This window comes from Candidatus Binatia bacterium (assembly GCA_026415395.1).
Taxonomy (GTDB): Bacteria; Desulfobacterota; Binatia; order HRBIN30; family HRBIN30; genus HRBIN30.
Genome location: JAOAHD010000024.1, coordinates 1 through 24,411, shown reverse-complemented (window position 1 = coordinate 24,411; position 24,411 = coordinate 1). Strand labels below are relative to the sequence as shown.

The 24,411-nt window shown below is 62.4% G+C and carries 23 protein-coding genes, 2 tRNA genes and 1 pseudogene; 14 read left to right on the top strand and 12 right to left on the bottom strand.

The features are described 5' to 3' along the window. The first annotated feature begins 431 nt into the window (after positions 1–431). The gene (locus N3C12_15945) at positions 432–2,702 is read left to right on the top strand and encodes a hypothetical protein (protein MCX8073907.1); all 2,271 of its coding nucleotides are present in this window, start codon (positions 432–434) and stop codon (positions 2,700–2,702) included. A 123-nt stretch (positions 2,703–2,825) separates the two neighbouring features. Here N3C12_15945 and N3C12_15940 read toward each other — a convergent pair whose 3' ends face one another. The 3 genes from N3C12_15940 to N3C12_15930 form a co-directional block, all read right to left on the bottom strand. Next, the gene (locus N3C12_15940) at positions 2,826–3,938 is read right to left on the bottom strand and encodes a metallophosphoesterase (GenBank protein MCX8073906.1); all 1,113 of its coding nucleotides are present in this window, start codon (positions 3,936–3,938) and stop codon (positions 2,826–2,828) included. 122 nt (positions 3,939–4,060) lie between these two features. Continuing rightward, on the bottom strand, positions 4,061–4,261 hold the full coding sequence (locus N3C12_15935) for a cold-shock protein (protein ID MCX8073905.1): 201 nt from the start codon (positions 4,259–4,261) through the stop codon (positions 4,061–4,063). Between the two features lie 167 nt (positions 4,262–4,428). Continuing rightward, positions 4,429–6,294, bottom strand: coding sequence for a CocE/NonD family hydrolase (locus N3C12_15930; GenBank protein MCX8073904.1), 1,866 nt, complete (start codon positions 6,292–6,294; stop codon positions 4,429–4,431). Positions 6,295–7,208: 914 nt separating this feature from the next. Here N3C12_15930 and N3C12_15925 point away from each other — a divergent pair. After that, entirely contained in the window at positions 7,209–8,498 is a 1,290-nt protein-coding gene (locus N3C12_15925) for a DUF6178 family protein (protein ID MCX8073903.1), read from the top strand. A 156-nt stretch (positions 8,499–8,654) separates the two neighbouring features. On the opposite strand, the gene N3C12_15920 is transcribed toward N3C12_15925, so the two are convergent. Both N3C12_15920 and N3C12_15915 read right to left on the bottom strand, forming a co-directional pair. Beyond that, positions 8,655–9,059 (bottom strand): PaaI family thioesterase, encoded by a 405-nt coding sequence (locus N3C12_15920; GenBank protein MCX8073902.1) that lies wholly within the window; start codon positions 9,057–9,059, stop codon positions 8,655–8,657. Then, positions 9,043–9,543 carry a PaaI family thioesterase gene (locus tag N3C12_15915; protein MCX8073901.1) on the bottom strand — a complete coding sequence of 167 codons (501 nt, stop codon included), beginning with the start codon at positions 9,541–9,543 and terminating at the stop codon, positions 9,043–9,045. Before N3C12_15915 ends, N3C12_15920 begins: the two co-directional genes overlap by 17 nt. Before the next feature lie 262 nt (positions 9,544–9,805). On the opposite strand from N3C12_15915, the gene rpmH reads away from it, so the two are divergent. The 6 genes and pseudogenes from rpmH to mnmE all read left to right on the top strand — a co-directional run bounded on the left by rpmH (position 9,806) and on the right by mnmE (position 14,440). Beyond that, positions 9,806–9,976 (top strand): 50S ribosomal protein L34, encoded by a 171-nt coding sequence (gene rpmH, locus N3C12_15910; GenBank protein MCX8073900.1) that lies wholly within the window; start codon positions 9,806–9,808, stop codon positions 9,974–9,976. 23 nt (positions 9,977–9,999) lie between these two features. Beyond that, positions 10,000–10,317, top strand: a pseudogene (rnpA, locus tag N3C12_15905) (ribonuclease P protein component). A 73-nt stretch (positions 10,318–10,390) separates the two neighbouring features. Then, positions 10,391–10,600, top strand: a complete 210-nt coding sequence (gene yidD, locus N3C12_15900; GenBank protein MCX8073899.1) for a membrane protein insertion efficiency factor YidD — start codon at positions 10,391–10,393, stop codon at positions 10,598–10,600. Between the two features lie 16 nt (positions 10,601–10,616). After that, positions 10,617–12,272: a membrane protein insertase YidC gene (gene yidC, locus N3C12_15895; protein MCX8073898.1), complete on the top strand. Its 1,656-nt coding sequence runs from the start codon at positions 10,617–10,619 to the stop codon at positions 12,270–12,272. A gap of 26 nt (positions 12,273–12,298) precedes the next feature. Next, a complete protein-coding gene (locus tag N3C12_15890) occupies positions 12,299–13,027 on the top strand; it encodes a protein jag (protein ID MCX8073897.1) in 729 nt (242 codons plus the stop codon). A 36-nt stretch (positions 13,028–13,063) separates the two neighbouring features. Next, positions 13,064–14,440 (top strand): tRNA uridine-5-carboxymethylaminomethyl(34) synthesis GTPase MnmE, encoded by a 1,377-nt coding sequence (gene mnmE / locus N3C12_15885; GenBank protein MCX8073896.1) that lies wholly within the window; start codon positions 13,064–13,066, stop codon positions 14,438–14,440. 35 nt (positions 14,441–14,475) lie between these two features. On the opposite strand, the gene N3C12_15880 is transcribed toward mnmE, so the two are convergent. Together N3C12_15880 and N3C12_15875 are read right to left on the bottom strand one after the other, a co-directional pair. Then, a complete protein-coding gene (locus N3C12_15880; GenBank protein ID MCX8073895.1) occupies positions 14,476–15,840 on the bottom strand; it encodes a hypothetical protein in 1,365 nt (454 codons plus the stop codon). A 161-nt stretch (positions 15,841–16,001) separates the two neighbouring features. Beyond that, on the bottom strand, positions 16,002–16,352 hold the full coding sequence (locus N3C12_15875; GenBank protein MCX8073894.1) for a hypothetical protein: 351 nt from the start codon (positions 16,350–16,352) through the stop codon (positions 16,002–16,004). Position 16,353: 1 nt separating this feature from the next. Between N3C12_15875 and N3C12_15870 the strand changes: the two genes are divergently transcribed. After that, entirely contained in the window at positions 16,354–16,983 is a 630-nt protein-coding gene (locus tag N3C12_15870) for a hypothetical protein (GenBank protein MCX8073893.1), read from the top strand. Positions 16,984–17,028: 45 nt separating this feature from the next. Further along, positions 17,029–17,301, top strand: a complete 273-nt coding sequence (locus N3C12_15865; GenBank protein MCX8073892.1) for a hypothetical protein — start codon at positions 17,029–17,031, stop codon at positions 17,299–17,301. A 564-nt stretch (positions 17,302–17,865) separates the two neighbouring features. Here N3C12_15865 and N3C12_15860 read toward each other — a convergent pair. The 5 genes from N3C12_15860 to N3C12_15840 form a co-directional block, all read right to left on the bottom strand. Beyond that, entirely contained in the window at positions 17,866–18,240 is a 375-nt protein-coding gene (locus N3C12_15860) for a hypothetical protein (protein ID MCX8073891.1), read from the bottom strand. Positions 18,241–18,473: 233 nt separating this feature from the next. After that, complete coding sequence (locus N3C12_15855) at positions 18,474–19,529, bottom strand: bifunctional oligoribonuclease/PAP phosphatase NrnA (protein ID MCX8073890.1); 1,056 nt, start codon at positions 19,527–19,529, stop codon at positions 18,474–18,476. A gap of 152 nt (positions 19,530–19,681) precedes the next feature. Continuing rightward, positions 19,682–20,668 (bottom strand): PIG-L family deacetylase, encoded by a 987-nt coding sequence (locus N3C12_15850; GenBank protein MCX8073889.1) that lies wholly within the window; start codon positions 20,666–20,668, stop codon positions 19,682–19,684. Between the two features lie 173 nt (positions 20,669–20,841). Further along, complete coding sequence (locus N3C12_15845; GenBank protein ID MCX8073888.1) at positions 20,842–21,294, bottom strand: response regulator; 453 nt, start codon at positions 21,292–21,294, stop codon at positions 20,842–20,844. Positions 21,295–21,306: 12 nt separating this feature from the next. Further along, positions 21,307–22,287: a sigma-54 dependent transcriptional regulator gene (locus tag N3C12_15840; GenBank protein ID MCX8073887.1), complete on the bottom strand. Its 981-nt coding sequence runs from the start codon at positions 22,285–22,287 to the stop codon at positions 21,307–21,309. A 183-nt stretch (positions 22,288–22,470) separates the two neighbouring features. Here N3C12_15840 and rph point away from each other — a divergent pair, with 183 nt between their 5' ends. The 4 genes from rph to N3C12_15820 all read left to right on the top strand — a co-directional run bounded on the left by rph (position 22,471) and on the right by N3C12_15820 (position 24,338). Next, positions 22,471–23,187 carry a ribonuclease PH gene (gene rph / locus N3C12_15835; protein ID MCX8073886.1) on the top strand — a complete coding sequence of 239 codons (717 nt, stop codon included), beginning with the start codon at positions 22,471–22,473 and terminating at the stop codon, positions 23,185–23,187. A 3-nt stretch (positions 23,188–23,190) separates the two neighbouring features. After that, positions 23,191–23,844 carry an XTP/dITP diphosphatase gene (locus N3C12_15830; GenBank protein ID MCX8073885.1) on the top strand — a complete coding sequence of 218 codons (654 nt, stop codon included), beginning with the start codon at positions 23,191–23,193 and terminating at the stop codon, positions 23,842–23,844. 301 nt (positions 23,845–24,145) lie between these two features. After that, a tRNA-Pro gene (locus N3C12_15825) sits at positions 24,146–24,219 on the top strand. Between the two features lie 45 nt (positions 24,220–24,264). Continuing rightward, positions 24,265–24,338: transfer RNA gene (locus N3C12_15820), tRNA-Arg, on the top strand. The last annotated feature ends 73 nt before the right edge of the window (positions 24,339–24,411 follow it).

Below are 24,411 nucleotides of genomic sequence, written 5' to 3'. Positions count from 1 at the left end.
GGGGCAACGCATAGGTCGCGCCTACGATCGCGTTGGTGCCGCGTGGCAAGATGGCAACGGGCGGGGCCCCGGTAGCAACACCATCGTCAATCCACGTGTTCCCCCTGCGCCATTCGCTGTTCACCATTGGCCATTTCCCGCCACTCGCTATTTGCTACTCGCCGCTCGCTGATGCATTCATTACCTCCTGCCCCCGGGCGACGCATGCGGTCGCCCATACGGTCCGCCGCGGCATTTGCCCACGATTCGCGGCGGCTCCAGGGCAACGTTAGCGCTGTCGGTCGGCCTGCGGGTGTCACTCTCCTTCGCACCTGCTTCGCTGAATGACGGTTTTCCGTCCGATAAACGGAGCGAGCAGACAAATTTTGTGTAGTCTCTGTGCTGGTACGAACTCCGCTAGGTTGGATGGTTCACCCATGCCCCGAGCGCCGATGGATTACACCGAGCCGAGCAAACCGCATCCAGATGCTACCTCCGCGGACTGGTCAACCGAAGGATGGGGAGAAGGCGGACAGGAGCAAAGCCTCCGGCGGGTCTTAGTCGAGAATGGCGTGCTTGGCTGGGAAGAGGTGATCCGGCTTGGTGCACAAATCGCCACGCAGTTGGACAGCTTCCACAAGCGCGGCGTGTGCCCGCATGGGGCCGTTTGTCCGGAGTCGATCGTGCTCACTGGCGGCGGCCAGGATTACGTGCTCGCTTTGCCTGTGGTCGGCGCGCCGTTACCGTACCGGGCGCCGGAAACCCATCACCGCCAGAGGGGCCAAGTGCCCGACGCGCGTGCCGATGTGTTTTCTCTCGGAGTTGTCCTCTTCGAGGCGTTGGCCGGCAACCGGGTATATCCGTTCCGTGTGCAAGCCGTCGAGGGTAGCGGTCACGAGCAGCAAGCCCCGTCGTATTTACCGGACAATGACCTCGGCCTCTCAGCACCAGGGGTCCCGTTGGAACTTCGCCGTGTGATCGAGCGAGCAACCCGGTTGGCACCCGAGAATCGTTTCGAATCCCCGCTCGCTCTTGCCGACGCGTTGCGTGCGGTCTCCACCGCGACTTCCACGGGAAAGCGCAGAGCCGCACGGACGACAAACTCGCCCCGGAATAGCCGCCTGCGCCGCTGGCCTGTAGCGCTCGCGCTCGCGGCCGGTGCCGCCCTCTTTACTTTGGCAATCTTCCTCCTGCTTCCGCCGCACTCGAGCACCCTGTCCGCCGACGCAGCGCACGTTCGCGAGGAGGCCTTGGAACTGGCCGCGCCGGCACTCGTACCCGAGATCTGGCTGGCGGCCGAGAACGCCAGCAGTGCGGCCAAGATCGACCTGTATCGTCGTGCCCGCGATCAAGCTTGGGCAAAGCACTTGGAAGCAGTGGCCAACGCGGCGCAGCTTGCGACGGCGTTTGATGCTACGGGCGAGGCGGCGTTTGCTCGCGCGAACGATGCCAAGGCACGAGCGGAACACCTCTGGGAAGCGCAGCGGGTCAGCGACGCGCTCCGCAGTCTGGCCGAGGCCAAAGAGTTCTACCTAGCCGCTTTGAAGAACCGGCGCGAGCGTTGGATCGACACCATTCGCACGCAGTTGCGAGAAGAAACCGACGGGGCTGCCACAAACCTGCGCCCAGAGGACGAGGACCGGCTCCGGGCACTTCGCGACGAGGTGGCGCGCATCCTTGGCAGTGCCGACCCGTCGCCGAACGACCTTCGTTCCGCGGAAGCGAAAGTTGCCGAGTTGCGGCACGAAACTGCGGTCGCGCTGGAGCGTGCCGGAAAGCAAATGGCCGCCCGCCAGCGTGGCGCCGACGCGGTGGCTCGCGCCGAGTTGGCGCTGCGCTCCGCCGAAAAGGCCGGCCAGGCATTCCCCGCGCTTGCCAACACTTTGAACCGCGGCAAGGAATTTCTCGACGCCGCCCGCCGAGCCGTGGAAGAAGACCCGAGCCAGGCGGTCACCTTGGCCGAGGAAGCCACGCAACGTTTCCGTCAGGCCGAGAGCGGGGCGGAGCGGGAGTTAGCGCGCGTGCGCCAAATGGCAGCGAATGCTCGGCGGCGAGCTCGACAGGCGGATGCCGAAGCGACCGCCGCGGCAACGTACAGCCGCGCAGAGGAACTGTGGCAAAAGGGCGAACAACGGGAGCGCGACTGGCTACAGCGCAAGACCGCCTACGAGCAAGCCAAAGTCGCGTTCGACGAGGCCTTCGAAGAAGTCGCACGGGCGGGAGAAGCCGCCGCCCCGCCACCGCGCGCCGCGGCGATCGAAGCCGAGCCCTCACCGCCGCCACGTGTCGCCCAGGAGCCAACTCCGCGGATCGAGCCAACCCGTCCGGCCGTGGCGGTCCCACCCCCCGCACCACCGGCACCGGCCGTGGCCGCCGTGCCTCCACCGCCAGCGGCCAAGCCTCCATCTCGCGAGCACGAGCGTACCCTTGCGCTACCACAAGGGCCAATGCCGGCCGACTTAGCGGCCAGCATCCAGATGTGGCTGCGCGAAACCTGCGAGAATCTCAACCGCTCGTTGGCGCGTAGCGCGGGCCAGCGGGCGCGCTGTGAAGAGCTCGTGGTGCTCGACCGGCGCGAGCGGAGCCGCGTGAGCGTGAGCTACTCCCTCGCTCAAGGCAGCGTCAGTCCGGAGGGCATCCAGTGGGGCCCGCCCAGTCGCCGCTCGGCCACGCTCGACTGTTCCGCCAGCACCTGCCGCTGTGTGGGCGGCGACGGCTGCTGAGCGCAGCGCATCTTTTCACTGCGTAGCTAACGAGCGGTCGTTCCGGCGGTCAAGGCGACGTCGTACGTCATCTGCCGGGTTACGGTTGCCCCGAGGCAATGTGTGGGCGACCGCTGGCCACGCTCACAAGGGGAGCACGCACTCGTTGTCAGGTGGATCGACGTCGCTAAACGAGTTGACGTAGGCTGCGAGCGCCGCACTGCCCAGGTCCTCGGCGGTGTAAGCAAAGCGCGCGTCGCCTTCGGCTAAGCGCGGCCACCAATCGCGCAACCGGCGAGCGGTTTCGATCGCTTGCTCTTCCGGCAGTTGGAACGGTGCCTTCCGCAACGAATCTGCGATGATTTGCACGAAGGTCTCGCTGGTGTACGCCCGCGAGTACTCTTGCAAGTTCGGGATCGAGGGAATCGAGGCCAACCTGCGGCTACGGATGTGGAGCGCGCCATCTTCGAGCGAAAACACCCGATACGCGTGCGGGTAGCCGGCAAGGGAGGCAGTGACGATGTTGTACAGGCCCGCTTCTTCCTTGATGTCCTGGATGTGGAGATGACCCGACAGAGTGATGCGCACGCCATGGCGGCGCAGAATCGCCTTCAGGGCGTCCGAGTTTTCCACGTGAAACCAAGAGAACGTGGGATCCACACGTTCGTTAGGGACATGTTCGATAATGCTGTGATGCAACAGCACGATCACCTGCCGCGCAGGATCACGCTGGCGGGCCAAGTCGTCTTCCAGCCAGGCCAGGGTGCGTTCCGGAATGTAGCCAGCATCATCGTTCGGCTTGGCCGAGCACAGGGCAACGAGATGGACATCCGGCGTTGGGTCACAGCTAAACGCGAGGACGTCGCCGCGCTGAAATCCGAAATCGCAGTACAAAGGTGGGAGTTCTTCGGTCGTGAGAGGGCGCACGTCCGGATCCAGGAGCGCCGTTGGCCTCAGATGCGGAGGGCGCGGCTGGTCATGGTTGCCTGGCACGCAGTACACCGGCTTGCGAAAGCGTGACAGCAAATCGCGCACGGCATCGTGGTTGTAAGGCTCGGAATCCTTTGTGAGATCACCCGCGCACAACACAAAGTCGATCTCCGGCATGGCGTTAATCTCGGCAATCGCTTGCTCGAGCAACTCCACGCTGTGCAGGTACATCGTGGGCTCATGGGGCACCGGTTCGCGCAACATCCAACCGGTTTGCGGGTTGGGAACCGTGACGTGCGGATCGGTGATCAGCGCAAAGGTGGCCATGGAGTTATCCTTCCGTGTTCTTGGCAATGAAGCAATCCGAGGAGTGTGCCCACAAAAAGCATCGGCCCGGTGCCTCATGAACGACGAGGAACACCGGGCCGATGGTCAGGTGCCAAGCCGAACTAGAGCTTTTGCACGTTAGTTGCCTGGGGGCCTTTGCGGCCTGGAGTGACATCGAAGCTCACCCGTTGGCCCTCTTCGAGGCTTTTGAAACCTTGGCCCTGGATCGACGAGTAGTGCACGAACACATCTTCGCCGTTTTCCTGCCGAATAAAGCCAAAGCCCTTCTCAGGATTGAACCATTTTACAGTTCCTACTGCCATGCGCCTTCCCTCCTTTCTTCGAAACTCGTTAACCGGAGGTGCTGCATGTCCTAAAAGGCTTGGCTTCTGCCCGACGGAATGTAAACAACCATTCCGGTGTAACTACCCCCCTTCTTACCCGGAAACCGCAGCCTGCACAAGGCACCGCTGAAAATATTTTCCGCACTTCATTCTGCCGCCGTGTTCACCACCGGTTGGTAGTCGCGGCAGTACTGCAGCCGAAGCGAAGGGCACGGGGGCAAGGTGGGTGGAATGCCCGTAACATCAGGAATCCAGGGGAGAACCACGCGCGACGGCGCGGCGGCATGACGGCCAATAAAGTTAGTGACAGGCTCGTCGAACTGCAGCGTTTCGAATTTCCAGCGCGGCCGCGAGTTGCCCGGGCTATCGACCACAATGCGCACGCGCGAGCCAGCGCGGAACACGTGGGCGAACGGGAAGATTTCAATCCGCACGAGCGAGAACTCGCCTGGCGGCAGCGGCTGCACATCCTCGCGCCTTCCACTGTACGCTGGGCGAAGCAGCGTGCTGTGATTCAAGTCGAGAGCGCGAAAGCTTGCCCGCCCCCAGCCGTTTTGAATGTAAACCTCCTTGCCGTCCGGACGAACTTCGCTGAGCGTCACCTCGAGGTCGGTATCTTCGGCGGTCGAGCGCACCCACAAATCTGCGCTGCCGGAGCCTACCATGACCATCGTGTGTTCCAAGGGATCGGTCTCATACGCCACTGCGGTGCCGGGCGCGTAGGGCCGCCAGTTCCAGTTCGGCAGCGCCGTCCAGATGGCCCCATCGCTGCCATCGAAAGTCGTCAGTTGACCCTGTGCGCTGTCGTAGAGGTAGGAGTCGGCGCCCGACTCGGCTGTCGGTGCGTCCGACACGAGCCGCCCACCCTCGGCAAAGTACCAAATCACTGGCTGCGTGTTGGGCGGCGGCCACTCATCAAAGGTGAGCTCTGCCCGGGGAACCGGGGCTCCCGGCTGAGGGCTCCCCGCGCCGTTCTCCAACAGAATCCGGATGCGCGGCTCGCGTTCGAACTTCGCCAATGCAGTTTCGAAGTCCGGCTCCCCCACAAAACGGTCGGGTTCCACCGACACGCGGTTGACCCCGAACACTTGTTGAGCGAGCACGGTAAGCGCAAGCTTCGCGTTGAGGGGCAGCACCGGAATTTCCCGGCGAACGTAGAACGACAAGAACTCGTACCAGCGGGTAAAAATTGCTGGGCCGAGAGCGTCGGTGTGGCCACCGTTGGTTATGGTGAAGTGTGCCTTGGCAGTGCCGGCGAAATTAGGGATCATCGTCGGGAAGTAGCCGCCTGTTTGTTCATCTTGCCAAGCACCAGCGAGGAACACGGGCACGTCGATATTGTGGACAAATGTGGTTGGGCTCAGCGGATCGGCAACCGCTGGGTTGTAATATCGGTTGTCACGGATCATTTGCAGGAGGTCGGGGTTTTGTCCGCGGAAGCGCTGGTTCTCAATGCACACCTGGTCGCCCAGATCGCGGCGCTTCGCCGCCCAGGCTTGTCCAAACGGACGCGCTTGTTCCTGCCGCTCACGGGCCCACTCGACGGCAAAGCCGTTATTCAAAATCCCGCCTGGGTACAGGATGCCTCGACCAATGTCGGAAATCACCGACAGCGGTGCGATCGCCGCCAAGTGCGGCGGGCGCGTTTGCGCGGTGAACAACTGCGAAATTCCCGGGTAGGAGATCCCCACCATTCCCACACGGTTGAATTTCACCCACGGCTGCTGCGCGATGATTTCGATTGCGTCGTAGCCATCGGTCACTTGTGCCGGCTCGAAGAAGTTAAAAGAGCCCCCCGAACAGCCAGTGCCGCGCATGTTCACACCGACGGCAGCGAAGCCGAGAATTTGCGCGAGCAAAGTGCTGGGTTGCGGGGAGTCGGGGTTTGCAGGGTCGTAGCCCGAGTACTCCACCAAGGTGGGGTAAGGTCCCTCTTCCGGCGGCCCGGGCAAGATAACGTTGACTGCCAGCTTAGTCCCATCGCGGACGGTGATGTACTGGTAACCGTTCACCAGCCGCTGCGAGGTGTAAAACTCGTTCGGTGGCACGTCCTCGAATCCCCACACATCCGTCGGGGCCGATTCTCTAGTCTCCTCGCTGCTGCTCTGCGGGTCGACGGCGAACACCACATAGCCACTGCCCCTCTCCAGGTTGCGGAAAATCAGAGTTCCTTGCTCGTCCACCGTGCCGGTTTGCAGCACCTCCCCATGGGCATTGCGCACAGCGAGGACCGTGCCCGGGGTGGCGTCGCTAATCAGGAGTTGGCGCACGCTGCTCTGCACGCGGAAGCCCGGGCCCGGTGTAGGGCTCTGCGTGGCGGTTGCCGTCGGCTCTGGCGTGGGAGTGTCCGGCACTCGGGTCGGCGTAAACGAAGGCGTGGCCGACGCGGTGGAAGCGGAGGTCGGCAGCGAGAGCGTCGGTGTGGCGGTTGGATCGAAAACCGGAGTGGGAGACGGCGTTGCCGTAGGTGGAATCGTGGGCGTCGAAGTCGCGGCAACCGGTGTGACTGTGGCGGTGGGCGATGGTGGGGTCAGGGTTGCAGAATCACCACTGCCACAACCCGGCAGCAACACGGTCATCGTGAGTGCTGACAAAAGGGAACCAATTCGAAACATCGTCTTCCACGAGCGTTGTGCCATGCTTTGCCAACTCCTACGCGACACCGAAATCCGACCCCGCAGCCCGCGAGTTGCAAGGGCTGCGAAGCCGCGCACGGTAGGCGCAACGGGCTCGTAAAGTCAAGTAACGAGATGTATGAACGGATGATTTCCCGACACCAACGGCACTCGGCGGTGCTGGTGTCCAAAACCTCAGACCCGCCGCTGCCGCCGAAGTACGCCGGCCTGGGGGACAAAACCCTGGCACTCCTTGTGGCCTTCCCTTAAATAACTGCCGTTGTTCACGCCTTCGACCAAGGCACTCGTGTATGAGCGAAAGCACCTCTGACGCAAAAGCGGGCGCTCTCATCAGCGGGGCTCCGTTCGGGCGCACGGCGCTCCCAGTGCGGCAGCGCGTGGAGCAATTGCTCGAACACCCGCGCGCGGCAGAACTCGTTGCCCACCTGCCCGTGCAAGAGTTCTACTACCTCGTCAAAGAGCTGGGGCTTGCCGACGCGGGCGAGCTCCTCGCGCTCGGCACGGCAGAGCAAATTCAAGGCTGCCTCGACCTCGACGTGTGGGACAAAGACCGGGTGGACTTCGCACGGCTGCGTCCTTGGTTCGAGCTCATGCTGGAGGAATTCCTCCCGGCGCGGCTGCTGCGCGCGCTCGAAGGCTTGGACTTTGAACTCCTCGCCCTCTGGCTCCGGCAAAGTTGCCGCATTTACGATCGTACGCTGGAAGAAGAACCGGAGGAAAACGTCCATCTTCCACGATACGAGACCCCGGACACCTTCTTCATTGTCGAGTTCTTGCCCGGCGTCGACTCTGCCACCGTCGTTACCCTCGAGCGGCTGCTCGACCGGCTGTACGACCTCGACCAACAGTTTGCCCGGCGCTGGCTTCTCGAAGCCAAATGGGGCCTCAGCACCGAGTTGGAGGAAACCGCTTATCGGTGGCGCCGGGGCCGCTTGGAAGACCTCGGGTTCGTTGAGTACTTCGAGGCCATTGCCGTGTACGCCTACATCGAGCCCGCGGAAGCAAAGCAAATGGCTGGAGTCGATTGGCGCCCCCACATCCCGCGGGAGTTTGCGGTAACGCTACCGATCCCAGTCGCGGAGGCTTTCGAAGACGGCGGGTTCTTCGCCCAAGCGTTTCGGTCGATTGCCGACGAAGCCTTGGCGCAAGACCTTGCCGAGGCGCTCGTCGCCTTGGTGAACCGCGTGCTTTGTGCCGACCGCTGCGATCCGGGCGAACTCGAGCAAGTGCGCAGCGTGAGCGCGCGGGCACTCGCCACCCTGTCAGTCGGCCTCGAGTATCTCGCCGATGGTTCGCTGGAGCGCGCCCCCCTCGTGCTCGCTAAGGTGCCGCTGGTGACGATTTTTCGGGTCGGCTTTTCCCTTACCGCGGAACTCGGGCGGTTGGCGCAGCGAATCTACCAACGGGGAATTGACGACCCCAACCTCGACCCGCTCCTTGCAAAACGGCCGCTATTCCCGCGCGCCTTCGACACTCCCCCGCTTGCTGGCGACCGGCCGTTTCGCTCCTTGGCCGACGTCGCGACCGTGCGCCGCTACCTAGAAGAAACTTACGGCGCGCTCGTAAGCGAAAACGCCTGATCCCTCGGCCAGAGGGTCTGTTCACCCTACCCGCGCAGGCAACGTCCAGCATCCTCGGTCAAAGGCGCGGGCCTGCATGCGGCGCCGGAAGGGTCGAGGAAGCTCTTGCTCTCCCTGGAGTCCTGTTGGGGACGAGCCAACCTTCCGGCTGGGGGTTCACCAAAGGAACTTACCGTTGCCCGAGGCCACGGGTTTTGCCGGATCGGTTTGCCAAGCGACCACGTGGACATTGGCAATCCGCTGGCCGAGCTTGAAAATTTCCGCGCGCGCGTGGGTGTCGCGCGGTCCGGCCGTACGCAAGTAATCGATGCTAAAGTTAATGGGCTTCGGCAACCGTTCGCGCACGCCGGCATCGAGCAAGCACAAGATTGCTGTAAGTTCCAAAAACGCGCCGAGCACACCACCGTGAATTGCTGGCAAGATCGGGTTACCGATGAGCTCCTTACGAAAGGGCAGCAGGAGCTCCCGGTGGCCTTTGGTACCGGCCACGCGTACGCCGAGAAAGCGCGCATACGGAATTGCGTCCAAAAGACTTTGCATGCGGTTAACGGGATTCGCCACGCTGAGTTCCTCCTGTCGGGAATGGGCTGCCGGCACGATTGGCGCCGAGCATGAAGGTGGCCAAGCAAGAGGCAAACGGGTCGTCAGGCCGCTCCTCCCACGCACTGGCGCGCACGAAGGCCACGTTTTTCGTGTGGCGGTAGCACTCCGAGCGGACGTACAAATCCTTGCCGGGCAGCGCCGCCCGCAAATAGTCCACCCGCAAATCAATCGTGGCGATCGCGACCAACTCGGGGAGCGAGCACGCCACGGCCAAACCACCGGCATGATCGATCAGCGTCGTAATCACGCCGCCGAACACGACGCCGCGGGCCGGGTCGCCGATCAGCTCTTCCCGGTACGGTAACATCATCACCGCATAACTCGGGCCGATCTCCACCACGCGGATGCCAAGATAGTCGGCATGGGGAGTGTGCTTCACCATGCCTTCCACGCCCGGACCGAACAAATCTGCCAATGCGTAGCGTGCTTTCTGATCACCCATGGAGCTCCCCCTAGTGCAGGGCCAAGGAAAGCGCGAGAGGGGCGTCGAGGCGGCTGCAGGCAATGATGATGAGAAGGCTGCGCGCTTGCGGTGCGACGCCCCAATCTCTAGCCGATTACACTCGTGCGTTCTCTCCTCGCCAGGCAAGAAATTGACAGAACGGCTCCCTTGTGGTTCATAGGCATGTTCGCGCCGGTACAGAATTCGGCCGCGGACGCTTGGCACATGTTGAACGCGGCCAGTTACGATCGACGAGGCAAGCATGAAACGGACATACCAACCCCACAACCGCAGGCGGAAACGCACTCATGGCTTTCGTGCGCGGATGGCGACCCCGGGCGGTCGCGCCGTCCTCAAGCGGCGGCGGGCCAAGGGGCGCAAGCGCCTAACGGTAAGGATTCCGCCAAAGCAGCCGAGCCAGCACCGCGGTTAAAGTCAAACAGCTTCCCCAAAGCCGCGCGCCTGCGGCAGCGCAAGGATTTTCTCCGCGTACAAGCCGAAGGCGAGCGACGGGTGCGGGGTGGCTTCATCGTTCTCGTTTCGCCGCGGGCGGACGGGGGGCCGTCGCGGCTCGGCATCACCACCAGTCGCAAGGTCGGGCGTGCGGTGGTGCGCAACCGCATCAAGCGCTTGGTGAGAGAATTTTTCCGCCACTACGGGCAGAAGATCGTCCCCCCTGCCGACGTGGTGGTCATTGCGCGTCCCCAGGCAGCAAAGCTGAACTATGAACAAGTCAAACGCGAACTTTCCAGTGCTCTCGGCATCCGCCCCTGAGCCACGCTTGCGAGTGGCGCGTTTGCCGAGGCCCGCGCGTGCGTTCCCGGCCACGAATTTCGTCAGCGCCGGGATCGTGTGCGCAGCGGTTGGCTTCATCCGAGTGTATCAACTCGCCGTTTCCCCCCTGCTCGGATCGCACTGCCGCTTTGCTCCCTCGTGCTCTGCCTACGCGGCGGAAGCGTTCCGCAGGCACGGACCATGGCGGGGAGCGCTGCTCGCCCTGCGCCGCCTGAGCCGCTGCCATCCATGGAACGACGGAGGTTGGGATCCGGTTCCCTAGAGACGAGCAAGGCCCGATGGATCGCCGCGCCCTCCTGGCTGTCGTATTGTCGCTCTTGATCCTGATCGTTTACGAGCAGGCGCTGCGGTATTTTTACGGAACCCCGGCGCCGCATCCGCAAGGGCAAGCGACACCTGGTGCGACGTCACCGGAAATTTCCGAGCCGACGGCCGACGCGCCGGTTCCTGTCGCACCCGCAGCTCAAGAGCCCCGCGGCACCGTGGTCGAAGGCAAGCAGGGCCCTGCACAGCCGGAACGGATTGTCCGGGTCGAGTCGCCCCTCTGGGTCGCGGAGTTCAGCACTCACGGGGCAAGACTCGTAAGTTGGCGACTCAAACAGTACCGGACGACTGTAGAACCGAACAGCCCACCCCTCGAGTTGATTTTGCCGGGACCCGATCACGATGCACCCTTCGGCACCGAGCTCCGGGGCGCCTCTGCGCCGAAGCTCGACGACCGCGCCGTTGCCTACGAACCCGACCGCGATTCGCTCGAGGTGTCGGGCGGCGAACCGGTCACGCTGACGTTTCGTGGTGTCGTCGGATCGGTGCCGATCGTCAAAACGTTTACGTTCCAAGCCGACCGTTACACCATCGGCTGCACCCTCTCAGTTGCGCAAGTCCCCGACGGCTACAACGAAGTCGCCCTTTCTTGGTCGCGGGCTCTCGAGCGCCACAAGAACCCTCCGCCGGTATTTTCCAAGACTGCATATCTCGAAGGCAAAAAGCTGCACGAACAGGGCTTCCGCGACTTAGAGAAGGGGCTCATCCTCAGCGGCGAGCTGTGGTGGACGGCTTTTACCGACCACTATTTCCTTGCCGGGCTTGCCGTCGATCTCCCCCCGGAAGCACCGCGCCGTCTATGGCTCAAGGATCGCGGCACATGGGTGGAGCAGAAGTGGCTGATCCCTCTGACCGCGCAAGGATTGACCTTGCAGGCCATTGCGTATCTCGGTCCCAAGGACGTCGACGCTCTGGAGCTTGCGGGACACCGCTTTGAACGCGCAGTGGACCTCGGCTGGTTTGGCTTCATTGCCGTGCCACTGCTGCACATCATGCAGTTCTCGCATCGGTTCACGGGCAACTATGGGGTGGACATCATTTTGCTCACCGTGCTCGTGAAGTTGCTGTTTATCCCGCTGACACAAAGCAGTTTCAAGTCGATGCAGCAGCTCCAAAAGCTGCAGCCGCAGATGGCGAAGATCCGGGAAAAGTACAAGGACGATCCCCAGCAAATGAACAAGGAAATGCTGGAACTCTACCGGCGCCACAAAGTGAACCCACTCGGCGGTTGCTTACCGATGCTGTTGCAGCTTCCGGTATTTATTGGGCTTTACTCAGCGCTCACGCACGCGGTCGAGCTCCGGCACGCCCCGTTCATTTTATGGATTCGCGACCTATCTGCGCCCGACCGGCTAGGCTCTATCGCAATTCCCTTTGTCGAACCCCCAGGGATCCCTGTGCTCACCCTGCTCATGGGCGCTAGTATGTTTGTGCAACAGTGGATGAGTCCGAGTGTCGGAGATCCCACGCAGCGCCAGATGATGCTCATCATGCCGATCCTGTTCACCTTTATGTTCATCGGATTTCCTTCGGGACTCACGCTATACTGGCTAGTGAACAACGTCTTGACCATCGCCCAGCAGTATTACATGACCCGAACGAGCAAATAACCGCCAGGTGCGGAGGACACCGAGCCATGCAGGCCATCGAAGTCGAAGCCGATACCGTAGACGCCGCCATTGCCGAAGGCCTACGCCAACTTGGCCTCCCGCAAGAGGCCGTGGACGTTACTGTGCTCGATAGCGGTTCCCGTGGCGTGCTCGGCATCGGCGCTCGCAAAGCTCGCGTGCGGCTCGCAGTCCGAGAAACGACCCCGGCAGCCGAGCCCACTCCTAGTTCAGAGGCGCCAGCGAGCCCGCGGCCACCTGAGGGCTCCGAACCGGCTGCTTCGGAAGCTCTGGCCCCCGAAGGATTGGACCGCGCTCAGCGGTTGCTTGCGGAAATTTTTCGTCTCTTAGAAATGCCCGTGCGCATCGAGGTGACGCGTAGCGAGCAACAGGTCGTCTTCAACCTCGTCGGCGGTCCTTCCGGTTTCCTCATCGGCAAACGCGGACAGATGCTCGATGCTTTGGAGTACGTAGTCAATCGCGTCGCCGTGCACGACGAGCCGCATGCCCAGCATGTGACTCTCGACGTCGAGGGTTACCGCGAGCGGCGCCGGCAGTACCTGGAGGGTTTAGCACGGCGCCTCGCTGCGCAAGTGAAGCGCAAGAGAAAGCCCGTGGAGCTCGAGCCCATGAGCCCACGGGATCGCCGCGTCGTGCACCTCACCCTGCAAGGTGATCCGGCGTTGACGACGCGCAGCACCGGCGAAGGATATTACCGCCGTCTGGTGATCGCCCCGAAACAATCCCCCCGCTCCTAATCCGCGTAGCGTGCGCGGATCGCAACCATCGCGAGGATGTACCAGCGCGACACCATTGCTGCCATTGCCACCCCACCCGGAAGAGGCGGTATCGGCATCATCCGAGTCAGCGGGCCGGGAGCGGTTGCAATTGCTCAGCGGGTGTTCCACTCGCAACGACCAGTGGAAAAGTGGCAATCGCATCGCTTGTACTTCGGCGAATTCCTGGATTCGCAGGGGCGGCTGTTGGATCGTGGTTTGGCGGTACTCATGCGCGCACCGCGAAGCTACACGGGCGAGGATGTCCTCGAATTACATGCACACGGAAGCCCCCTGGTTTTGCAGCACCTGCTGGCGCACGCCTTAACCGCTGGGGCTCGCCACGCCGAACCGGGGGAGTTCACCCGAAGGGCGTTTCTCAACGGGCGCTTAGACCTTGCCCAAGCGGAGGCGGTGGCGGATTTAGTGGACTCGCGCACCCTCACCAGCGCCATCGCCGCTGCGCGCCAACTCGGCGGCGACTTATCGCGAACACTCGAATCGCTGCGCGAGCAGTTGCTTTACACCCTGGCCGTGGTGGAAGCGCAACTGGATTTTGGCGACGAAATCGAGCTTCCGCTCATGGAAACGCTAAGGGCTCTCCAACCCATCCGTCTCGGCTTGATGCGGCTGCATTCCTCGTACCGGCAGGGTGCGTTGCTACGACAGGGGGCCACGGTCGCGCTCGTGGGCCGGCCCAATGTTGGCAAGTCGAGTCTCTTGAACGCCTTGCTGGGCACGGAAAGGGCAATCGTTACGGAATTTGCCGGCACCACGCGCGACACCTTGCAAGAGGTGTGGGACTGCGAGGGAATCCCAACCATGCTCGTCGACACGGCGGGCTTGCGCCCAGAGTCGGCAACGGACCCTGTGGAGCGCCTCGGGATCCAACGTACGAAACAGGTCATCGACCAGGCAAACCTGTGCGTGCTCGTTCTCGACCGCAGCGCACCGTTGCAAGCCGAAGACTTTCACGCCTGGGAACAAGTGGCGGGTCGCCCCCGAGTGGTTGCGCTCAATAAGAGCGACCTCCCCGCCCAACTCGACGCCAGTGCGTTGCCGTTTGCCGTGGAGCCCGGAGATGTGGTTCACATCTCGGCACGCGTCGGCGCAGGGTTGGCAGAGCTGCGGTCTCTCGTAGCGGAACGGCTACGGGGCTCCAGCACCGACGCTAACGATTTGCTCGTGCTTACTCACCCGCGGCACGTGGCTGCTGTCGAGCTCGCGCTCGAAGCACTCGAGCGTGCGGAGCGTGGCCTGGTTACGCACACACCCCTCGATTTGGTGAGCTTGGAGCTGCGCGCAGCCGCCGATGCCCTACGCTCCATCACCGATGTTGTCGGGGCCGAAGACGTGCTGGATCAATTGTTTCGTAACTTCTGCATCGGGAAATAGCGCGCGGCTCCTCGCCGATCTGCTCCAACGCGCGACTAATGACGGCTTCCGCCTCCTGGCGCCTGCGGCCCAACCATGCGTGGACGCGGCCAAAAGGTGCGACGGGCATAGTCGCGCAGCTCGTCGCGGAATGTCGGGTGCGCGATCTCGATCAACGCTTCGGCCCGTTCTCGCTGCGTTCGGCCCTGCAAATTGGCAATCCCGTATTCGGTCACCACGTAATCCACAAAGGTGCGCGGCACCGTAACCACGGTCCCGGGCGGAAACGTGGCGGTGATGCGCGACACCGTGCCGTTCCGAGCGGTCGAGGGGAGCACCAGCACCGACCGACCGCCGGGTGCATACAGTGCTCCCATGCACCACACGAGCTGCCCGCCCGGACCGGTGTACATGGAGGCGCCGATCGACTCGGAGGCCACCTGTCCCGTCAAGTCGATCATCGATGCTTGGTTGATGGCGACCAAGTTCTCAATCTGCGCAATGCGTGGGAGCGCGTTGCACCACTCAATGTCGTAGAGCGCAATGCGTGGGTTATCATGGCAAAACGCAAAGTCAGCCCCAGGCACGATAAACGAGGCAGTCGCCACTCCCGGGTGAAACGTCTTGCGCTTGCCCGTTGCTACGCCGAGTTTCACCAACTCGACAGCAGAAGCGACGAGAATCTCCGCATCGATCCCGAGGTCGTTCTTGCCCGTGAGGTACGCGCCCATGCACGACGACAATGTTCCGGTGCCGATTTGGATGGTATCGCCGTCGCGTACGAGGGTGGACACGTAAGCACCAATCACTTCTGTGACTTCGATCCGCTCCGAGCTCAACTCAGGCGGTGCCAATGGGGGAAGCTGGTCCTTCGACTCGACGATACAATCGAAGGCTTCGAGCGGCACCGCGTTATCTCCGCCGGTGCGCAGCACATCGGGGGCAACCTCTGCGATGCGCAGCCTCGCGTTGTGGAGCAACTGGCGGGAGTGCCACAGCGTGTAACCGAAGCTCACCAGCCCCCGTGCGTCGGGCTCGGACACCATCGCCATGAACACGTCAGGGTGCCAGATGTCCTGCCGGTCGAAATGTTGGCTACGCGAGCCGATACTGTAATCGGTCACGAGAAAATCCGCCCAGCCTTGCTCGACTGCTGGGCGCAGCAAAGCGGAAGCGAAGTCGGTTACGACTTCCACCTTTCCCTGCCACCGCTCCGGCTGATCGAGGAACGGCAGAGGCTGGCGCGAGGCACCTTGGAACAGCCGGATTCCCTGCAAGTCCTCGTTGCGCTGCGCAAGCGCACGCACCAGCGTGACGGGCACCGGCCCCATGGGCAGGCGAACCGTGGCGTCGTTCGGAATCCGTGCCACCGCCTCTTCGGCACGACACACCTTGTGGCGATACCGCTGGCGCCAATCCATCGCTCACCTCTCCAGGGCGGAAAGTAGCGCTCTCCCTGCATACCGACTTGGGATTTTTGCGGCTCTTCGTTCACGACTCACGCGCGGGGCCTATCTTGCCTCCGCGGCAAACGCAACGAGCTGGCACGCCGCATCGACAGGGGACGAAGTGCAGCTTGACTTCACCCCCCGGCCTGGCGATACCCGCTCACGATGCTTGCAGCGTGGCGTGGACAGTGGTGGGCGCGTGCGGCGCTCTTTGCAGGGCTACTTTCTGCGGCTGCGGCCTGCAGCGGAGGCGGCGGAGGCTCATCTTTGCCCGCTCCCACAGCAACTTTGCCCGCTCCCACAGCAACGCGCAGTCCGACGTCCTCCCCGTCGCCCACCGTGCCGGTACCGACAAACTTGCCAACGCCTTCAGCCACGATCAACCCGGTGGGGACGGTAACGCCGGTGCCTTCAGCAACGCCTTCGGCCACTCCTTCGGTGACCCCTTCCGCCACCACCACTCCGTCTCCGTCGGCGACCTCCACGATGACTCCAACCGCGACCGAGCTGCCCACGGCAACTCCGACACCCACGGTTCTCATCGGGCCGATCGTTACCGCGATCGGTGTTGCCGATCTCGGGGGACAGGTCAACCAAGCGATTGGGGTGGACGCGGAGGGCAGGCCGATTTTCTCCCGTACCGAGGAGGCTGGCTTCATCTTGTTCGTCGAAGCGCGGCCGGGCCGTAGCCAACTCCCTGTCGGCACCGTGATATTCAATCCCAAACGCGGCGATCCAACGGCCCAGCCCGACCTGCAAGTGCAGGTCAACCGGGCTCTGGGCGATGGCAGCGAAGCGGTGTGCGATGCCACTTATCCGCGCGTGGGAGGTGTTCCCGGAACGTTGCTCGGGATGTTCGATACGGTGCAGTCAGTCACCGACGCCTTGAACGACCTCGGCTGCCGCTTCCGCGTGTTTAGCGAGGCCGACTTTGCCTGCACGCAGGATAGAGGAGCGAACTTAGTCTACGCCGACAGCAGCTCGACCGTGCAGTTTTGCATTTTGGTCAACGACGCATTGACTTTTCCCCCCGGCGACACGATAGTGACCGCGCGACTTCGAGACATCGGGGGAAACGTCGGCGCGCCAGCACAAATCGTTGTGCGGGTGCCGTGAGGTTGTGGGTGCCGATTGTTAGGAGCCCCGCGAGGGTTTCGGGCCATGCCGCAATACGAAGTGGAGGTGAGAATTTCCGAGATCAACGAGTCCGATGCCCTCGCTGCGCGCTTACGCGTGGAGGAGGGTTTGCGGGCTGCGGGGTTCACGAATTGGCGGGTGGTAGCGGTCGCGCCGAAATCGCGCTCCACTTCTCTAGCTAGTGCTTTGGAGACGCGCCCGTACCCGCGTCGGAACGCCAATTACATTGGGAGTGTATTGTTGGTTGCCGCGGTCGTTGCCTGGGTGCTGTGGTTCCTCTGGGTTCTCACCGGGTAACTTCACGCGGTCACACCAGCGCCCCCACGAAAACGCCAGCTTCCCCTTAGACCGCATCGATTGCACGCGTGCCGGTGGTGTTGCCTCGCGATGCGGCGCGCAGCGTTCTCGCCGGAAGATAGCGACCGACACGCTACCGCCCACGCCGTCGGCAAGGGCAACCGCGACAAATCGGTGATTCGCTGCGGCAACCAAGCCACGGACGTGGCCGATTGCAGCGGCCTCTGTTCTCGGGGCCAATCAGTGGCTTCGATGCGCTACCGGCAAGTCAGCGTCAGCGAGTCGCAGATACCGCTTTCGCAGTCGCTACTTCGGCTACAAGGGTCTCCAGCTTTTCCAACTGCAGGCGTGGCCGTCGGCGTCGGTGCGGCTGTGGGACTAGGGATAAAACCCCCGACTACGATATCGTCACCCCCACAGCCGGCGGCCAGAACCCACCCCACAACTGCGCACAACAACCCACCGAAGGTGCGCGCGGGGCGTGTCACTTTCGACCTTCACTGCTGAGAGAAAGCCACACGCCCAGCCTCCCTACCTCCGGATAGCGCGATTCAACCGGTTTGTTCAATGCGACCCGTTCTCGGAGATCGGGGATGGCTTGCCGGCCATAAGTGCGCGGCGCTGGGCTTGGTAGTGGGTTGGGCACAATCCCTTCGCTACCCGCTCGCGCTCGCAGCCCTTGACCACGCAGCGCCGTTCCTTCGGAATCACCGGCTTTGGAGGCGGCCGCCAATCTCGCAACTCTTTCTCAGCAGCTCTAAGCCCTTCGTTAAGAAGGGCAACCACAATCTCGCTTTTGGTGGCGGGCAGCATGTTGCTCAATCGGTCGATCCGTTCGAGCATGCTGCTTGGAATCTTGACGTTCAGTAACCTCAGTGCCTCGGTTTTTCGTTGGCCTCTTTGTAACAACTCATCGAGGCTGATTGCCGGATCCTTCATGGATTCTTCCCTCTCCTGGTCGTTACGAGTCTGAGTGCCAATTCTTGTAACATGTTGCACAAGTTTGTCTATAGTGTTGTTACAAACGTCTGACGGGGTCTGTCACGTCGCGGGGGCTGCACGGGTGTCGTAGTTCGGGACGCTGCGCCGGCAAATGCGGCGCCCTTGTTCCGGCTGACCCTCTGTCCTCTGCACGAGCAAGCCCGAGCGAGGCACCAACGGCGCGGAGCCAGCTAGGCAGTGGCTTGCATTGGCTCGGCACCCTCTCCGTAGAGCTCGCGCCAAAAAAGCAGCTCGATGGTTTCCGCCACTTGCCGGTCGCGCGTGGAGCCGAAAGCTTTTCGCCAAGCGCGAACGGGTACGATCGCCTTCGCCATCGAGCGGTGGCCGCCGGCGCGTCCGACGCTGCCAAACAAGCGGCGGACAAGCTCCCCCGCGCTGCGCACGTACCCAGGGTTCCGTACTGACATCACAATGGAGTCATGGCTCTTACCCGCCACAACCACCCATTCCGTGTTTTCGAATTGCATGCAGAAGTCCGCAAGTTGTGGAATGACGTCTTCTCGATCCACATGTCCCACGTACAGCGTTAACAATTCGTCCCGCTTGCGGATCCTAGGCAGAATCCGAGCAAGAAACGAAGCGAATGCGAGTGGGAGTTCTGGGCGTTCGATGCGCCGGAGCACGTTGTAATTGGTCAGGGGGTACAGGGCCATGAAGGCACGCAAATCGGCCGGGCCCGTTTCGCGGTTGAGCATCAACGTGTCGCTTTTGATCCCGTACAACAATGCCGTGGCTAGGCGCTGGCTTACGTCTGCTCCGGCGGCTTCTAGGTACTCGGTCAAGATGGTCGAGGTTGCACCATAGTTCGTTCGCACGTCGCAAAACTCGGCATCGATCGGTCCACAGCGAGGATGGTGGTCGATGACGATGTGGACGTGAGGGAGTCGTTCGCCGAAGTATCCGGGTTGCACGTCGAGCAGGGCCACCCTCGGAAATGCTCGCAGCGTTTCCGTGTCCACCGGCTCCACGGTAACATCGAGCAGGCGGATCATCGCCAGGTTTTCTGCGCGGGTTACTTGCCCGAAGGTGAAAATCGGCGTGGTCGAACGGTTGCGGCCTAATACGGTGCGCAATGCAATCGCGCTGGCAATGCCATCGGGATCGGGGTCGTCTTGCAACAACAGCGCAACCCGTTCCGCATCGCCAACGACTTTGCGCAGTTGTTCCAAGCGGGCACGGTTACCATCTAAATCAACTTCGTATGTTGCTGGATTTGCTAACTGCATAAAGCACTCTTGCGTGGAAGGTGAGCTTTGCGCGGGGCGGGCTCGGGAGCGCGCGTTCGCTTCTCTCCAGCGGCTGGCGTGGAATGGGCATCACAGTCCATTCGCCTACCCTTCGCGTTTCCAGCAGGAAATTCTGCCTATCACGACCGTGCTCACAGAACAACCTTGCACGGGGCCGCGCGCACCCCAGCATCCGTCATCAAAGTAGGCAGGCGCCATTGCTCTTCCTGCAGCCGCGAAAACCATTCCTCCGGGCGAACGAAGTGCTCGAGGAAGCCCCGCATGACCTGCATTTGCGTCGTATACCGCTGGAGCGCGCGCGCTTTACCGCGCTGCTCCGAGTCGTTGAGCTCCACCCGCAACCATTCCGTTTTTCCGAGCAGCGTCACACCCGTGCGTTCTCCGCACACCCCCTGGCGCGATACGTTCTCCCGCCAGCGCGGCTCCCCAGGATAGTCCGGAGAGTGCACAAGGTAGCCGAACACATGCGGCCGAAAGGCAGGGACCTGTTTCGTCACTTCTCCTATTGCCATCAGCGCAAAGAGCCCGGCGGTGCAGTGGTCGCGATGGAGATCGCGCGGGTCTGGGATCGCGATCACCTCAGGTTGCCAAGCGCGGAGAAAGTCGACGAGTTGCTGCTTGAGCTCCGCGCCCCGGTACTCGCGGCCATCTTCTGCGAGAGCGCGACGCTGTTCCGTGAACGGCGAGACATAGGGTTCGGCCGAGCACCAATACGGGCCCCAGAGCGCTTCGATGCCGCCATCAGGAAAGCCGAGAAATTTGAGCCAACTGGGCGGAATCCCCAGCTCGAGTTGGGCGTCCATGGCTTCGCTCTGGCGCTGCCGGCCGTAGCGGCGGAAGTCGGTCGCTGTAGGCTTCTGGCCATCGGTGCGCGCGGCAACAGCCTCGGCATATCCGTCACCATTCGTGACAAACACAACGCGCACGGAGCCCCGCTCGCGCAGCACGGCTTGCATCAATCCAGCGGCGGCCAGGGTTTCATCGTCCGGGTGCGGGGAAACCACTAAAAGCTTGGAGCCCGGTGGCGGGCTCCACCGTGCAGCGTCCCGGCCGGCGTCACCAGAACCAACCGTCCCTGAGCCAGTGTTCGCAACCAACTCAAGGCGCCTCCCTTCCATGCGGGCTTGCTTAGGCAAGACCGGTGAAATGGACCGCTCAGCCAGCTCCACAGGTCGAAAGGCACGAAGCCGCTGAGTGAGCGGCCCCACGTCCGACGAACCCAGGAACGAACAGCACGCCAGGATCAAGACGAGATGATGGGGCATTTCCAATGACGGGAAGGGGCAACCGTTCAGTCCCCGCCCGACTCGTTGGCGGATCCGGACACCTTTTGCGCGGTTTTCGCCAATTCGCGCGACAAATTGCGCGCGTGCAACTGCGCCGCCACGCGGGTGAACAGTTCCCTGCGATTCACCGGCTTCGTCAGGAATTCACTCACCCCGAGGGCCATCGCACGGCTGCGGGTTTCCATGTCGTCCTTCGCCGTCAGCAAAATCACAGGAATTTGGCGCAACCGTTCGTCTTCGCGAAGTCTCTGACATACTTCGAGGCCGTCCATGCCAGGCATCATGACGTCCAATAAGATCACGTCCACAGTCTCGCGCCCGAGAGTTTCCAGCGCCTCGGGTCCGTTGGATGCGGCAATGCTGACGTGCCCCTCCCGGTTGAGCATGCGGGTTAGGATTTCGATGGCGTTCTCATCGTCATCGACCACTAAGATTCGGCCCTTCAAGTCTTCGGACATGGTCGTTCCTTTTCACAATACGCAGCCTTGGTCGGAGCTACTGGCCTTGCGCCGGAGCTTGGCCACTAACGTGGTGCGCTTCAGGCCCAGCAATCGGGCTGCGGCTTGCTTGTTGCCTTTCGTGCGCCGCAACGCCTCATCAATCAAACGATACTCGAACTCCTCCACTGCGCGGTTGAGGTCAATGCCCTCATCGGTCAGCGTCGGGCGCGGAATTTTTTTGTCGGAAATGAACGTGCGGATGTTTGGCGGTAAATTTTCCACGCGAATGATGCCGTCCTCGCTCAAGATCACCAGCCGCTCGATCAGGTTCTCTAGCTCGCGAACGTTCCCTGGCCAGTCGTACTCCCACAAGTGCACCATCGCTTCATCCGAAATCCGCACCGCCTGACCAGGCCGCTGGCTATTGTGCTTTTCGAGGAAATACCGCACCAGAAGCGGGATATCCGACCGGCGCTCGCGCAGGGGTGGGATGGTAATGGGGATCACTTGCAGCCGGTAGAATAGATCTTCTCGGAAACGACCACTTTTCACGTCGGCCGAAAGATCGCGATTGGTGGCGGCAATCACCCGCACGTCCACACGAATCGTACGATCCGCCCCCACCGGGCGAATTTCGCGCTCTTGCAACACGCGCAACAGTTTCACCTGGAGCGCTGGGGTCATTTCCCCGATTTCGTCTAAAAAAATTGTGCCGCCATTGGCGTACTGAAATAACCCCATGCGGGCCGACACAGCACCTGTGAACGCCCCCCGCTCGTGGCCGAACATTTCCGACTCGAGCAGGTCGGCAGGGATGGCCCCGCAGTTCACAGGGATAAATGGGTTGTTCGCTCGCCGGCTGCGCGCATGGATATACCGCGCCACCAATTCCTTACCCGTGCCACTTTCCCCCTGGATCAGTACGGTCGAATCCGTCGGTGCCACGCGATCACAGATCTGGAAAACCTTCTCCATGACCGGGTGATTCCCTTTGACAATGTGCGGCTCCATGGTCCTCCTGCAGAAAAGCGTCAAAAAATTAGCGCCACTCCATTTCCAGGGCAACCCATGGCAGCGGAATTTTTCGCCTCCAAAGAAATCGCTGCTTCTGGCCCTGCTGGTTGCGTCGCGCCGCGGCTGCTTGGTAGAAGCGTGTTTTCTGATGGGCGTGCGCACACGGGAGGATGTTGGGAGATGACTCGTATCGATGGGCGGCAGCCCTCTGAGCTCAGGCCGCTGGTGCTGCAACCGGGCTTTATCCGGCAAGCGCTCGGGTCCGTGCTGGCCGAGGCGGGCAACACGCGGGTAATTTGCACAGCTTCGGTGGAAGAAAGTGTGCCTCCGTTTTTGCAGGATACGGGCAAGGGGTGGTTGACTGCCGAGTACAGCATGCTCCCCGGATCGAGCCCGCAACGGATTCAAAGGGAGGCAGCACGCGGCCGTCTGGGTGGGCGCACGCATGAGATTCAGCGATTGATCGGTCGGAGCTTGCGCTCGGTCGTCGACCTCAGCAAGCTCGGGCCGCGCACGATCTGGATTGACTGTGACGTCATCGAGGCCGATGGTGGGACGCGCACCCTTTCCGTCACGGGCGCCTACGTCGCGCTGGGACTCGCGGTCCGCCGCCTCTTAGAGAGCGGCGCCCTCGAGCAAACACCGCTTACCGGTGCGGTGGCAGCGGTGAGCGTTGGGGTGGTCGATGGAGTGCCGCTTCTGGACCTCTGTTACGCCGAGGATTCCCGCGCCGAGGTGGATATGAACGTGGTCATGACCGATGCGGGCCGCTTTGTGGAAGTCCAGGGCACGGCCGAGGGTAGCCCGTTCGATCGGGCCACGCTTGACAAGCTTGCAGATCTTGCCTGGTCGGGCATTCAAGAGTTGCTACGCGCCCAGCAGCGCGCCCTTCAGTAATTCATGAGTGCCTCGCACCAGGAGAAGCCGCGCTTGGTGTTGGCCACCGCCAACCCCGGCAAGGTGAAAGAATTGGAGCAACTGCTCGGCGGAAGTGGAGTCGAGTGCATCTCTCTCCTCGACCGCCCAGGCTATCCGAAAGTTGCCGAGACCGGGCGAACGTACGTGGAAAACGCCACCCTGAAAGCCAAGGCGATTGCTGCATGGAGCGGCTTGCCAGCTTTGGCCGACGATTCCGGGTTAGAGGTCGATGCTCTCGGCGGGGCGCCCGGGGTCGATTCTGCACACTATGCCGGCGAGCAGGCGGACGACACGGCCAACTTGCGCAGGTTGCTTCACGAACTGCGCGAGGTTCCCGAAGAACAGCGCTCTGCCCGTTTTCGCTGCGTGCTAGCCGTTGCCCGGCCTGACGGGCGCGTGCTTACCAGTGAAGGTGTTTGCGAGGGACGCATCACCGCCGAGCCGCGCGGCACGAATGGCTTCGGCTACGACCCCGTGTTCGTACCCGAGGGCAGCGACAAAACCTTCGCTGAACTCAGTGCGGAAGAAAAGCATCGCTACTCCCACCGCGCGCGTGCTGCGAGACAGCTCCGCGAGCGCCTGGCGGAATTTCTGCGCGAGGCAGGGTGGAAGGCAGAAGCGCTGCCGAGGTCCTAGCCCGGCGAAGTTCGAATAACAGGGCGGGGGCCGGCGGGTCCGCAACTTCAGCAACGAGCGGCTTGCGCCAGACCGGCAATGAAACTGCTCTCGCACACGGCCGACGGCTGCAACCCGCGGTTCGCCCCTACCACCCTGAGCATCTTTGCTGTGTGGAGCGCAATGGAGGCTCCCACGCCGCCCACGCCCTCAAGACGCGCGTGTCGACCGAGCCGCAGCAACCTAGAGCGTTGCGTTGATTTCGCAGGGGGGGTCTGTTAGCGAAGCCCGGCCGGCGATGGCAGTATGGAAGAGATCGTGCCGGGGTGTAGCGCAGCCTGGTAGCGCACCTGCCTTGGGCGCAGGGAGTCGGAGGTTCAAATCCTCTCACCCCGATTGATCTTGCGACGGTGAGATGCGCGGGTGATCGCCAGCGCACGTGCGCCAGTAGCTCAGCTGGATAGAGCAACGGCCTTCTAAGCCGTGGGTCAGGGGTTCGAATCCCTTCTGGCGCGCTCTTGCGTGGGTAGGCCTTGCGAGCATGTGGTGGTTTGCGTATCCGTGCTTTACTCGGCAGCCCAACAGCAC